This window comes from Billgrantia antri, assembly GCF_017868935.1.
GTDB lineage: Bacteria > Pseudomonadota > Gammaproteobacteria > Pseudomonadales > Halomonadaceae > Halomonas > Halomonas antri.
This window is the reverse complement of record NZ_CP053383.1, coordinates 2,142,234-2,155,002: the sequence shown is the minus strand read 5'-3', so window position 1 is coordinate 2,155,002 and position 12,769 is coordinate 2,142,234. Positions and strand designations below refer to the sequence as shown.

The following is a 12,769-nucleotide window of genomic DNA, read 5'->3' as shown; positions in this document are numbered from 1 at the left end:
GCAGTTAACCGTTGAGAACCGCGGCCAGTGCCGGCGGCCAAGGTATGGGTTTGAGACGCACGGCATCCACACAGGCGATGTCGACCCGCGCCTCGCATAAGGGTTCCCCGCCGCGCATCACCGATTGAGCGAAGCTCAGCCGGCAGCGGCCGTTCGATTCGACGGCCGCCGTGACCGACAGTTCGTCGTCGAGACGGGCGGGTTTGGCATAGCGGCACTCCAGACGGTGCACCACCAGTTGGATGCCGGCTTCGAGCAGTTCGCGCTGGGTGAGGCCGTGGTGGCGTAGCCACTCGCTACGCGCCCGCTCCATGAACTTGAGGTAGTTGACGTAATAGACGATGCCACCGGCATCGGTATCCTCGATGTAGACCCTAAGCGGCAGGCGGAAGTCGCTCACTGACGCACCTCGCCGGACGCGTCCTGGGCCTGTTCGTGCGGCACCAGACCGAAATGCTGCCAGGCCTGGCGGGTTACCACCCGGCCGCGAGCGGTACGCATCATCAGCCCCTGCTGAATCAGGTAGGGCTCGATCACGTCCTCGATGGTGTCGCGCTCCTCGCCGATCGCCGCCGCCAGCGAATCGATGCCGACCGGGCCGCCATCGAACTTCTCGATCATAGCCAGCAGCAGACGGCGATCCATGTGATCGAGCCCATGGTGGTCGACGTGCAGCATGTTCAACGCCTGATCGGCCACATCCGCGTCCACCTGGCCGTTGCCACGTACCTGGGCAAAATCGCGCACCCGGCGCAGCAGCCGGTTGGCAATGCGCGGCGTGCCACGAGAGCGGCGTGCCACCTCACGAGCGCCGTCGCGGTCCGCCTCGACGCCGAGCAGCCTCGCCGAGCGGGCCACGATCTCGGTCAATTCGTCGATGGCGTAGAACTCCAGACGCTGGACGATGCCGAAGCGGTCGCGCAGGGGCGAGGTGAGCAGCCCCGCACGGGTGGTGGCCCCCACCAGCGTGAACGGGGGCAGGTCGAGCTTGATGGAGCGCGCCGCCGGCCCCTCGCCGATGACGATGTCGAGCTGGAAGTCCTCCATGGCGGGATAGAGGATCTCCTCCACTACTGGAGAAAGCCGATGAATTTCGTCGATGAACAGCACGTCGCCCGGCTGCAGGTTGGTGAGCATGGCGGCGAGATCGCCGGCGCGTTCTAGCACCGGGCCGGAAGTGGACTTGAGGCCGACGCCCATCTCGGCGGCAATGATGTTGGCGAGCGTGGTCTTGCCCAGGCCGGGAGGACCGAACACCAGGGTGTGATCAAGACTCTCGTCACGCCCACGTGCCGCGCTGATGAAAATTTCCAACTGTTCGCGGACCCGGTGCTGACCGATGTATTCGGCCAGCCGCTTGGGCCGGATCGCGTGGTCGACGCGGCTCTCCCCCTCGCGCTCGTCAGCGGCGATCAAACGGTCATTGTGCATCATGTCGAACACTCGCGGCGCTCATGAACTTGCATGATATCGTTCCCTCTGTCACCGACAGGCACGCGTGGCAGCAGCGGGCTAGCAGGCGCACCTGCTGCTTTACTAGCTGGCCAGGCGCTTGGTCAGCGCTGCCTTGATCATGGCCTCGGTCGAAAGTCCCTCGTCGAGCCCCGAGAGCATCTTTGCCGCCTCGGTGGGCTTGTAACCCAGACTGACCAACGCGGCTTCGGCATCGGCCAGCGGATCCTGACGCGCCTGCCCCGCACTGGATGCCGTCGAGGGGCCTGCCAGGTCTGTCGCGCCCGGATGCTCCCAGTGGGGAAAACGATCGCGCATCTCGATAATCAGCCGCTCGGCCGTCTTCTTGCCGACCCCCGGCAGGCGCGTCAATGACTTGACATCATCCTCCATCACGCAGCGGATGAAGGCTGTTTCATCCATGCCCGAGAGGATGGCCAAGGCCAGCTTGGGGCCAATACCGTTGACCCGGATCAGAGCGCGGAACAGCGCCCGCTCCTGCTCGCGGGCAAATCCGAACAACAGATGGGCATCCTCGCGCACGGTGAGGTGCGTATACAGGGACACTGGCTCCCCCACCCCGGGCAGCGCCACCAAGGTCGTCATGGAAGCTTCGAGTTCGTAGCCGACGCCGGCCACGTCCACCACCAACCAGGGCGGTTGCTTGTCGAGCAGAGTGCCACGCAGGCGTCCGATCATGGGGGCTCAAAATCCCGGTCCGAATACATCCAAGGCCGCAGGCCTTCCTGGCGCCACTATACTGGTCGCTCAAGCGGCTGACCAGTCTAGAGTAAACGGTGTTCGACAATAATCCCTTTCAAGCCACGGGGCTACTTTCAGGGGCGAAAATCGCGCCACGAGCCGCCACGCCGCCGTGAGCGGTGCCCGCCGAAACTGCCGCGCGTCAGCAGGCCGAGCCTGGCGTGGGCATGGGTCAGCGCAATGGCCAGGGCATCGGCGGCATCGGCCTGGGGTGAGCCGTCGAGCCCAAGGATCGCCACTACCATATGCTGCACCTGGGCCTTGGTCGCCGCGCCGCTACCGGTCACCGCCTGCTTGATCTGACGCGGCCCGTACTCACTCACCGGCAGACCATGGTTGGCCGCGCAAACGATCGCCGCACCGCGTGCCTGGCCCAGCTTGAGTGCAGAGTCCGGATTTTTCGACATGAAGACCTGCTCGATGGCCACCTCGCCGGGGCGATACTCGCCGATCAGCTCAGCGAGGCCGGCGTAGATGCGTGCCAGGCGCTGCGGCAAGTCGACGTCCTGCAGGCGAATGCAGCCGCTGGCCACGTAGCGTGGCGTGGGCGTGGCGACATCGAGCACGCCGTAGCCGGTAGTGCGCGAGCCGGGGTCGATGCCGAGAATCAGCACGTCACGCCCCGCGATGGGGAGGTCGAATGCGGTGTCATCCTCTTTCGCTCCGGGGCCAGCATCGTAAAACCGGCGCCCTGTAGGCGCCGGTCCGGTACATGCTTGCCGTGGGAAAGCAAGTGCCTCACTCCTGCCCTTCCACCTTGGCCTTCTGGCGCAGGCGAATGCTGAGCTCGCGCAACTGTTCGACGCTCACCTCTCCCGGGGCATCGGTCATCAGGCAGGCCGCGCTCTGGGTCTTGGGGAAGGCGATCACTTCACGGATGGTACGTGAACCCGCCATCAGCATGACCAGGCGGTCGAGGCCGAAGGCCAGACCGCCATGGGGCGGTGCGCCATAGTGTAGAGCGTCGAGCAGGAAGCCGAACTTCTCGCGGGCCTCCTCCTCGCCGATACCGAGGATCTCGAACACGGTGCTTTGCATCTGCTGGTCATGGATACGGATCGAACCGCCACCCAGCTCGGTACCGTTGAGCACCATGTCGTAGGCCCGCGAGAGCGCCGTGGCCGGGTTGGCCTTGAGCTCCTCGGGGCTGCACGAGGGCGAGGTGAACGGATGGTGCAGCGGACTGAGGCGGCCACTGTCGTCGGTCTCGAACATGGGGAAATCGACCACCCACAGCGGTGCCCAGTCGCGAGTATAAAGATTGAGGTCCTCACCCAGCTTGACCCGCAGCGCCCCCAGCGCCTCGTTGACCACATTGGCCTTGTCGGCGCCGAAGAAGACGATGTCGCCATCCTCGGCACCGATGCGATCGAGCAATTCCTCGATCACGTTCTCCATGAACTTGACGATCGGCGATTGCAAACCCTCGAGACCCTTGGCGCGCTCGTTGACCTTGATCCAGGCCAGGCCCTTGGCGCCATAGATGCCGACGAATTTGGTGTAATCGTCGATCACCTTGCGCGACATGCCGGCGCCACCCGGCACCTTGAGCGCCGCGACGCGACCATCGGCGGCATTGGCCGGGCCGGAAAAAACCTGGAAGTCGACCTGCTTCATCAGGTCGTCGACGTCGACCAGCATCAGCGGGATACGCAGGTCGGGCTTATCGGAGCCGTAGCGGTCCATGGCGTCGGCCCAGGTCATGCGCGGGAATTCGGGCAGTTCGACGTCGAGCACGTCCTGGAACAGCTCGCGAATCATGGCTTCGGTGACGCCCATGATGTCCGCTTCCTCGACGAAGGAGGCCTCGATGTCGATCTGGGTGAACTCCGGCTGACGGTCGGCGCGCAGGTCCTCGTCACGGAAGCACTTGGCGATCTGGTAGTAGCGATCGAAGCCCGCCACCATCAGCAGCTGCTTGAACAGCTGCGGCGACTGCGGCAGGGCGAAGAAGCTGCCCGGATGGGTGCGGCTCGGCACTAGGTAGTCGCGGGCACCTTCCGGGGTGGCACGTGTCAGGATCGGCGTCTCGATGTCGAGAAATCCCTGGCCCTCGAGGAAGGCGCGCACGTGGTGCGAGATGCGCGAGCGCAGGCGCAGTTTCTCGATCATCTCGGGCCGGCGCAGGTCGATGTAGCGGTGCTTGAGACGCACCTCCTCGCCGACCTTGCCGTGCTCGTCGAGCTGGAACGGCGGCGTGGCCGCCGTGTTCAGCACTTCAACGTCCTTGGCCAGCACCTCGACCATCCCGGTTGGCATCTTGGGATTCTGGGTGCCTTCTGGGCGCAGCCGCACGCGACCGGAGATGCGCAGCACGAACTCGCTGCGCGCGCGGTCGGCAGTGGCGAAAGCCTCGGCGGTATCGGGGTCGACCACGACCTGGGCGATACCGTCGCGATCGCGCATGTCGAGGAAGATCACGCCCCCGTGGTCACGGCGGCGATGTACCCAGCCGCACAGGGTGACCGTCTGGTCCACCAGGGTCTCGTTGAGCTGGCCGCAATAATGGCTGCGCATGTCGTATCCTGTATTCGTTAAGCGTTGTCTATGGAATGGTAGATATCGGTACGGTCAGGCCGCGGCGCCGTCCTTCGCCGGCGCCTTGCTCCCCTTGCCTTCTCCGCCGCCGCCCGAGTCGCCGGCCAGGTTCTTCTTGCTGCCGGACTTGAAGTCGGTCTCGTACCAGCCGCCGCCGGCCAGACGGAAGCCCGCCGCGGAAACCAGGCGGCCGAGGGCCGGTGCTTCGCAGGCAGGACAGTCGGTCAGGGGCGCGGCGCTCAGCTTCTGGAGCTTCTCCAGACGATGGCCGCAGGCCTTGCACTGATATTCATAGATGGGCATGGTTCAATTCACTCCTGATTCGACAGCGCGCAACCAACGGCGATATAGGGTCGAGCAGCGCACTTTCCAAGCCTGCCGTGAAAGCCCGATAGTATAACGTGCCTGGCAAGGCCTGTCCCAGCCCTGCCGCGGCGAACCAACACAAGGAATCCAGCATGAAAGCCGTGATACTCGATGCCGCCAGCCTGGGCCCTGACGTCGACCTTGCGCCCATCCGGGAGCAGGTCGGCACGCTCGAGGTTCACCAGACCAGCACCACTGAGCAGAGCCGCGAACGTCTGGCCGGCGCGCAGGTGGCCATCGTCAACAAGGTCGTGCTCGATACTGGCACCCTCGAGGCGCTGCCTGAGCTCAAGCTGATCTGCGTGCTGGCCACCGGCACCAACAACATCGACATGCCAACCGCCGAGCGCCTGGGAATCGAGGTGCGCAACGTCACGGCCTACGGTACCGCCAGCGTGGCCCAGCACACGCTGATGCTGATTCTCGCCCTGGCCAATCGTCTGCCGCTCTACCAGCGTGACGTGGCGGCCGGACGCTGGAACGAGAGCCCGTTCTTCTGCCTGATGAACCACGGAACGCTGCAGCTCGAAGGCAAACACCTGGTCATCGTCGGCCAGGGCGAACTGGGCAGCCGCGTCGCGGCTCTGGCCGAAGCCTTCGGCATGCGCGTGACTTTTGCCGCCCGCCCCGGCAACGAAGCCGCCGACAGCCGTCCCGGTATCGCCGAACTCGCCCCCGAAGCCGACGTAATCAGCCTGCATTGTCCGCTCACCGAGGCCACCCGCCACCTGATCGGCGTCGGCCTGCTCGCCCATCTCAAGCCCGAGGCTCTGCTGGTGAACTGCGCCCGCGGCGGCATCATCGACGAGGAATCGGCACTTGCCGCACTGCGTGAAGGCCGGCTAGGAGGCCTCGGCGTCGACGTGCTGCCAACGGAACCGCCACGGGAGGGACACCCACTGCTCGACGCCCTGAGCGAACCATTGAACCTGATCGTGACACCGCACAGCGCCTGGATCACCCCGGAAGCACGCCAGCGCATCGTCGCACTCACCGGCGACAACCTGCACCGCTGGAAAGCCCAGCGGGATGGAGCCTGACTTATGTTGCATAACCTGGGCTCGATCAACCTCGACCACTTCTATCGGGTACCGCACCTGGTCCATCCCGGCGAAACGCTGGCCAGCCGCAGTTATCAGGTCGGTCTCGGCGGCAAGGGGGCCAATCAGTCACTGGCCATGGCGCAGGCCGGCGGCCGGGTGTGCCACTGGGGCCGCCTGGGTCGCCAGGACGGCTGGGCCCGCGACCGCCTGGCTCGCGCGGGCGTCGACGTCACTCACGTCGAGCTGGTGGACGAACCCAGCGGTCATGCCATCATCCAGGTCGACGACCACGGCGAGAACGCCATCATTCTCTGTCCCGGCGCCAACCACGGCTTCACCTCCCGGCATCGAAATGCCCTGTGCCAGGCGGCGCAACCCGGCGACTGGTTGCTGGTGCAAAACGAGTGCAACGCCCTACCCGAACTGCTCGACGGCGCACGCAGGCAAGGCTTGTCCATCGCCTTCAACCCTGCTCCCATGAGCGATACGGTGCTCGAGTTACCGCTCGATGCCTGTGAACTGCTGTTCGTCAACCGCGGCGAGGCTGCCTGGCTCGTCGGGCTGCCCGAGGCGAGCGATGCCCGCGTACTGCTGGAAGGCTTGCACGAACGACTGCCGAATACCGCAACGGTGCTGACCCTCGGCAGCGAAGGCGCCTGGTACCAGTCGGGCAGCGAGCGCCACTTCCAGCCCGCACTGGCGGTGGAGCCGGTGGATACCACCGGCGCCGGCGATACCTTCATCGGCTATTTCATGGCCGCGCTCCAGGAGCAGCGCAGCATTCCCGACTGCCTGGCATTCGCCGCTCATGCCGCGGCTCTCGGCGTACAGCGCCCCGGCGCCGCCGACAGCATTCCATCGCGCGACGACGTCGAGCGATATCTCACCGACTCAAAGAGCGCCTGACACCCACAAGGAGGCAACGTGTCGCATCCGATCATCTTCGATACCGACCCCGGCGTCGACGACGCCCAGGCCATCGCCATCGCCCTGCGCCATCCCGAGATCGATCTGCTCGGCCTGACCACCACCTACGGCAACGTCGACATCGAGACTGCCACGCACAACGCCCTGCTGCTGAGCGAACTGGCCGGGCGCGACATTCCCGTCGCCCAAGGAGCCGCCGGCCCCATGGTCAAGCCGCGTCATCCGGCACCGGCCCACATTCATGGCGCCAATGGGCTGGGCAACATCGAACTGCCCGACGTTAAGGGTGTCAAGGACCCACGCAGCGCCGCGCAGTTCATCGTCGACACTGTCAACGAGCGCCCCGGCGAAGTCATCCTGGTGGCCGTCGGCCCGGTAGGCAACCTGGCCGCTGCGCTGCAGCTCGACCCGACACTCACCGAAAAGGTCAAACGCGTGGTGATCATGGGAGGCTCGATCCGTGAGGGTGGCAACGTCACCCCGGTGGCCGAGGCCAACATGTTCAACGATCCCCATGCAGCCCAGCGCGTGCTCACCGCCGGCTGGCCGCTGACTTTGGTCGGGCTCGACGTGACCCATCGCTGTGTCCTCACCCAGGCGCACATGCAGCGGATCGAGGCGGGGCAAGGAGAGCTGGGCAAAGTACTGGCCGGAAGCTACGCCTTCTACCGTGACTTCTACCGCGAATTCCTCGGCATCGACGGCTGCTGCCCGCATGACAGTTGCGCGCTGGCCTGGCTGCTGCGCCCGGAGCTGTTCACCACCGCCCCGGGTCACCTTTCGGTCGTCACGGACGGCATTGCCGAAGGTCAGACGATCTTCGCCCCAGAGGGGCGCGGCTTCATCCAGGAGCGCTGGTCGCAGACGCCCTTGGTGGAGGTGTGCCTCGAGGTGGACGGCGAGGCCGTGGTGGAGTGGATCGCCGACACCTTGAGCTGAGACGAACTACAGACAGACGAAACAATCCGGGTCACGGCACTCGATCGATTCCAGTTCGACGTGCGTGACTCGGGCATTAGGCGGGCCCTGCCACAGCCACGACGCCACCTGGTTGACCGCTTCTCCATCACCGCATAGCAACACCTCGACCTGACCGTCGGGGAGGTTCTTGGCATAGCCGGTCAAGCCATGCTGAAGTGCCTGCTCCTGGACCGATCGGCGATACCACACGCCCTGGACCTTGCCAGCCACCTTACCTTTCACGCAGCGTTTGCTCATGCTTCCCTCCTCGCTCCGACAGTCCATACTCGCCCTTTCCAGTCTGACTGCATGCGTCAAGCCTGGATAGCGTACCGGAATCAACGCACAAGACCCGTACGCGGGATTCCAGTCGCCAGCGCAAATGCTCTAATCTTGATAATAGGGATGCGGCCTCGCCACAAGCAATGTCCGCCCCGGTGGAAGCGGTGCCACCCACTGCATTCCAGACCACAACAAGCAAGAATCCTCACGAGGGAGATAACGCCATGCGGGTCTTCGACCACCCCGAGTTCGACCATCACCAGCAGATCGTCTTCGGCTGCGATGAAGCCAGCGGCCTGCGGGCCATCATCGCCGTTCACGACACGCGCCGTGGCCCTGCCCTGGGCGGTCTGCGCATCTACCCCTATGCCGATGAAGCCGATGCCCTGACCGACGTACTGCGACTGTCCCGCGGCATGACCTACAAGTCCGCCCTGGCCGACTTGCCTCTCGGCGGCGGCAAGGCGGTAATCATCGCCGACCCCCGGCGTGACAAGACACCCGCCCTGCTGCGTGCGATGGGGCGGCTCGTCGAGTCGCTGGGCGGACGTTACATCACCGCCGAGGACTCCGGCAGCGGCGAAGAGGACATGCGTCTCATCCGCCAGGAGACCCGACACGTCAGCGGTCTGGGCCGAGGCGGCGATTCCGGCGACCCCTCGCCCTTCACCGCCCATGGTGTGTTCTGCGCACTGAAGAGCGCCGTACGCCATCGCTTCGGTCGCGATGAGCTGAAAGACCTGAGGGTGGCCATTCAAGGAGTCGGCCATGTCGGGGCGCACCTGGCCCGCGAGCTGCATGCGGCGGGGGCCAAGCTGGTGCTTGCCGATGTCGACCGTGACAGCCTGGGGATGCTGAGCGAAGAACTGGGAGCGCAGAACGTGGCGCCCGAAGCGATCTTCGACGCCGAGGTCGACGTCTTCGCCCCCTGCGCCATGGGCGCCGTACTCACCCGCGAAGTGGCCGACCGGCTCAGGGCCACGGTGGTCTGCGGCGCGGCCAACAATCAATTGGCCACGCCCGATGTTGCGGGACGCCTGCATGACCGCGGCATCCTCTATGCACCCGACTATGTGGCCAATGCCGGGGGAGTCATCGAGGTGGAAGCCCAACGTCACGACCGCTACGACCGCGAGGCCGTGATGCGCCATGTAGAGCGGATTTCCACCACCATCGACGAAATCTTCACGCGCGCTCGGGCAGAGGAAAGAACGCCGTCCGAGGTAGCCGACCGACTCGCGCGCGAGCGGCTGGGCTGAACTGTCGCTGGGCGGCCCCGCCGCCCAGCGAATCATTCCGTCACTAGCTCGCGCCTGACGACCACGGCACTGTTGCGTGGTACGACCTCGCGGCCCTTCGCAACCAGATAGCTGCGCGTAAAGGCAGCACCGAACAGTAGAATCAGCGAGCTGTAGTAGACCCACAGCAGGACCATGACCAAGGAGCCGGCAGCCCCGTAGGTCGAGGCCGTGGCGGTATAGGCAAGGTAGGAGGCGATGGCGCTGCGTCCGATGGCGAACAGCAGCGCCGTGACCACGGCGCCCAGCAGCACGTCCCGCCAGCTCAGAACCACGTCGGGCAGCACCTTGAAGATGGTGGCAAACAGGGCGGCGATCACGGCCAGTGAGATCAGGAATTCAGCTCCTGCCGTCACCGGACCGACCAGCGGCATGGCGTCGCCGATGGCCTGGAGCATGGCGCGCACCATTACACCGACCAGCAGCGACACGAGCATGATGAAGCCGATGGCGAGCACCACCGTGAGCGACAGCAGGCGCTGCTTCAGAAACACCAGAACGCTGTTGCGGCTGGGTTTAGCCGTGACCCCCCAGATCATGTTCAGTGAATACTGCATCTGGGCGAAGACCGTGGTGGCCCCCACTAGCAAGCCGCCAAACCCGAGCAAGGTCGGCATGAGGCCTGACTCCTCGATACGCGAGCGCGCCACCGCCTGCTCGATCGATCGTGCTGCCTCTTCACCGAGTGCACCTTCGAAGCGCGCGACGATCTCTCCCTGGGCGGCATCGGCACCAAAGACAATGCCGATCACCGCTACCGCGATGATGACCGTCGGAGCCAGCGAGAAGAGGGTATAGAATGCCAGCGAACCGGCATAGCTGAAGGCATTGCGCTCCAGCCAAAGGCTGACGGCCTGACGGATCGTATTCCACCAGAACCGGAAAGAGAGACTACGCACGGTACCTCCTTGTCCAATCACTCCGCCTGTAGCATACCCAATCGAAATACTCCTGTCGGCAATGACTTGCGTTTGTCGGCATAGGCCTGCATTGCAGCCCCGAACCGACCACGCCCATAATAAGGCCCCCGAGCAAGCCGCGAAGGATACGCCGATGAACGATACCGACCACGATTTCGACTGTCTCGTCTTCATCGGCCGTTTTCAGCCTCCTCACCTCGGCCACCTGGCAGTGATCAACGAGGCTCTGCGTCATGCGCGTCAGGTGATCGTACTGGTGGGCTCTGCCTGGCAGGCGCGCTCGCTGCGTAACCCGTGGCGCTTCGACGAGCGGCAGGCGCAGCTACGCAGCTGCTTCGACGAGGAGGAGAACGCACGGCTGGAAATCGTGCCGCTGCTGGACGCTCTCTACAATAACGACGTTTGGGTACGTGACGTTCAGCGCAAGGTGCGCGATATCGCGGGCCATCATCATGCACGGCTGCCGCGGATCGGCCTGATCGGCGCCAGCCGCGGTCAGTCGAGCTATTACCTCTCGCTGTTCCCCCAGTGGGAGTCGGTCAGTGTGCCGCTGGTCGACGGCATTTCCGCCAGCCAGATCCGTGAGCGCCTGTTCCGTTCGTCTTCCTCCATGGAGGATTACCTCAGCACCGGGGCGACCCACGACCTGCCTCCCGGTGTCTGCGATGCGCTACGCAACTTTGCCGGCAGCGACGCCCACCTTCAGCTGGTGGAGGAGCAAAGGCTGCTCGATCAGTATCGACAGGCCTGGGCCAACGCTCCCTACCCGCCCATCTTCGTTACCGTCAATGCGGTGGTGGTACAATCTGGCCACGTGCTGTTGGTTCGCCGCACCGCGGCTCCCGGCAAGGGGCTGCTGGCGTTGCCCGGCGGTTTCGTCAACCCGCACGAGCGTCTGCTCGACGCCTGCCTGCGCGAACTGCGTGAGCGGGTCCGTCTCAAGGTGCCGGAACCGGTGCTGAAAGGCTCGCTGCGCGGTCAGCGCCTATTCGACGAACCTCACCGCAGCTGGCGCGGCCGCACCCTGGCCGAAGCCTTCTACTTCGCCCTGCGCCCGGATCAGCAACTGCCCCAGCTCAAGCCGGTCAAGGGTGGCGACCACGCCCGCTGGGTGCCGCTGGCCGAACTCGAACCCGACAGCCTGTTCGAGGACCACTTCTTCATCATCCAGAACTTTCTCGGCCTGCCGGCCGATTTCAGCGGGATTTAAGCTTGTAGGAAGTCACGCGGTAGCTTCATCATCTGCCGCCAGAGTTTTTCCACCCCGGGCTTGTGCACCAACGAACAGCGATAGAGCCGAATCTCCAGCGGCACATCCCATTTCTCGCCGCCGGCACGTACCAGCCGGCCGTTCTTGAGCTCCTCGCGCACGCAGAAGTCGGGAATCCAGGCTAGCCCCACTCCTTGCAGCACCATGCCCTTCAGACCCTCTGCCATGGCCGTCTCGTAGACGGTGCGCAGGCGCAGGCGCAGCGGGTCGTTCTTGAGCAGCATGCGCACGCTGCGGCCGAGAAAGGCACCCTGGGTGTAGGCCAGGTAGGGAATCGTATTCTTGCTCTCGAGGCTGAAGCGCGGCTTGCCCTGGTCATCGGCAAGGCTCACCGGAAGCATCTTGACCTGCCCGATCGAAAACGAAGGAAACACCTCGGCATCCAACTGCATGGTTGCGTAGGGATCGTGATAGGCCAGCATCAGGTCGCAGTTGCCCTCGCGCAACACGTGTATGGCCTCGCCCACGTTCATGGCCACCAGGCGAGTCGGCAGCTCGCCCAATCCTTCCTGGAGCCGCGAGATCCACTCGGGATAGAAACTCAACGCCAGGGAGTGCGCGGCCACGATGTCCAGCGCCTCGCGTGCCATCGAGACGCCGCGCAGGTGGCCCAGGCATTCATTGAGCTGTTCCACCAGGTTGCGCGCCGTGACCAGGAACAGCTGCCCTTCCGGAGTCAGGTTGATGGGCGTGGTCGAACGGTCGACGAGGGTTACGCCGACCGCCTGCTCGAGCGCACGAATGCGTCGACTGAAGGCCGGCTGGGTGACATGACGCTGCCGAGCGGAGGCAGAGAAGCTGCGGGTGTTGGCCAGGGCCACGAAATCTTCCAGCCACTTTGTCTCGAGGTTCACCGCGACTCCCGCTGACAGCCATCACAGTTTGAGGTAAGGCGCACCGCAGTGCGCGGCCATTTGCCAGGCAGCGCCTAATGTACCCCAGCCGCTATCC

The 12,769-nt window shown here is 64.8% G+C and carries 14 protein-coding genes; 5 read left to right on the top strand and 9 right to left on the bottom strand.

Annotated elements, in window-relative coordinates; translation table 11 throughout:
• Positions 1-4: 4 nt before the first annotated feature.
• The 6 genes from ybgC to HNO53_RS10030 form a co-directional block, all read right to left on the bottom strand.
• Positions 5-400: a tol-pal system-associated acyl-CoA thioesterase gene (gene ybgC, locus HNO53_RS10055; RefSeq protein WP_209478278.1), complete on the bottom strand. Its 396-nt coding sequence runs from the start codon at positions 398-400 to the stop codon at positions 5-7.
• Positions 397-1,434 carry a Holliday junction branch migration DNA helicase RuvB gene (ruvB, locus tag HNO53_RS10050; RefSeq protein WP_209478276.1) on the bottom strand — a complete coding sequence of 346 codons (1,038 nt, stop codon included), beginning with the start codon at positions 1,432-1,434 and terminating at the stop codon, positions 397-399. Before ruvB ends, ybgC begins: the two co-directional genes overlap by 4 nt.
• Positions 1,435-1,536: 102 nt before the next feature.
• Entirely contained in the window at positions 1,537-2,151 is a 615-nt protein-coding gene (gene ruvA, locus HNO53_RS10045; RefSeq protein ID WP_209478274.1) for a Holliday junction branch migration protein RuvA, read from the bottom strand.
• A gap of 137 nt (positions 2,152-2,288) precedes the next feature.
• Positions 2,289-2,828 (bottom strand): crossover junction endodeoxyribonuclease RuvC, encoded by a 540-nt coding sequence (ruvC, locus tag HNO53_RS10040; protein ID WP_209478272.1) that lies wholly within the window; start codon positions 2,826-2,828, stop codon positions 2,289-2,291.
• Positions 2,829-2,952: 124 nt separating this feature from the next.
• Positions 2,953-4,731: an aspartate--tRNA ligase gene (aspS, locus tag HNO53_RS10035; protein ID WP_209478270.1), complete on the bottom strand. Its 1,779-nt coding sequence runs from the start codon at positions 4,729-4,731 to the stop codon at positions 2,953-2,955.
• A gap of 54 nt (positions 4,732-4,785) precedes the next feature.
• A complete protein-coding gene (locus tag HNO53_RS10030; protein ID WP_209478268.1) occupies positions 4,786-5,055 on the bottom strand; it encodes an FmdB family zinc ribbon protein in 270 nt (89 codons plus the stop codon).
• A gap of 155 nt (positions 5,056-5,210) precedes the next feature.
• Between HNO53_RS10030 and HNO53_RS10025 the strand changes: the two genes are divergently transcribed.
• Genes HNO53_RS10025 through HNO53_RS10015 form a run of 3 tightly spaced genes read left to right on the top strand, consistent with a single transcriptional unit; the run spans position 5,211 to position 8,027 of the window.
• A complete protein-coding gene (locus HNO53_RS10025) occupies positions 5,211-6,158 on the top strand; it encodes a D-2-hydroxyacid dehydrogenase (protein WP_209478266.1) in 948 nt (315 codons plus the stop codon).
• A gap of 3 nt (positions 6,159-6,161) precedes the next feature.
• Positions 6,162-7,067, top strand: a complete 906-nt coding sequence (locus tag HNO53_RS10020; RefSeq protein WP_209478264.1) for a ribokinase — start codon at positions 6,162-6,164, stop codon at positions 7,065-7,067.
• A gap of 18 nt (positions 7,068-7,085) precedes the next feature.
• Positions 7,086-8,027, top strand: a complete 942-nt coding sequence (locus HNO53_RS10015; protein WP_209478262.1) for a nucleoside hydrolase — start codon at positions 7,086-7,088, stop codon at positions 8,025-8,027.
• Between the two features lie 6 nt (positions 8,028-8,033).
• On the opposite strand, the gene yccX is transcribed toward HNO53_RS10015, so the two are convergent.
• Complete coding sequence (yccX, locus tag HNO53_RS10010) at positions 8,034-8,306, bottom strand: acylphosphatase (RefSeq protein ID WP_209478260.1); 273 nt, start codon at positions 8,304-8,306, stop codon at positions 8,034-8,036.
• Between the two features lie 248 nt (positions 8,307-8,554).
• On the opposite strand from yccX, the gene HNO53_RS10005 reads away from it, so the two are divergent.
• Positions 8,555-9,589 (top strand): Glu/Leu/Phe/Val family dehydrogenase, encoded by a 1,035-nt coding sequence (locus HNO53_RS10005; RefSeq protein WP_209478258.1) that lies wholly within the window; start codon positions 8,555-8,557, stop codon positions 9,587-9,589.
• Positions 9,590-9,621: 32 nt separating this feature from the next.
• Here the strand turns inward: HNO53_RS10005 and HNO53_RS10000 are convergent, their stop codons facing one another.
• Complete coding sequence (locus tag HNO53_RS10000) at positions 9,622-10,527, bottom strand: YihY/virulence factor BrkB family protein (RefSeq protein WP_209478256.1); 906 nt, start codon at positions 10,525-10,527, stop codon at positions 9,622-9,624.
• A gap of 154 nt (positions 10,528-10,681) precedes the next feature.
• On the opposite strand from HNO53_RS10000, the gene HNO53_RS09995 reads away from it, so the two are divergent.
• Positions 10,682-11,758 (top strand): bifunctional nicotinamide-nucleotide adenylyltransferase/Nudix hydroxylase, encoded by a 1,077-nt coding sequence (locus HNO53_RS09995; protein WP_209478254.1) that lies wholly within the window; start codon positions 10,682-10,684, stop codon positions 11,756-11,758.
• On the opposite strand, the gene HNO53_RS09990 is transcribed toward HNO53_RS09995, so the two are convergent.
• Positions 11,755-12,672 (bottom strand): LysR substrate-binding domain-containing protein, encoded by a 918-nt coding sequence (locus tag HNO53_RS09990; protein ID WP_209478252.1) that lies wholly within the window; start codon positions 12,670-12,672, stop codon positions 11,755-11,757. The two genes, HNO53_RS09995 and HNO53_RS09990, sit on opposite strands and share 4 nt — an antisense overlap.
• Positions 12,673-12,769 lie beyond the last annotated feature (97 nt).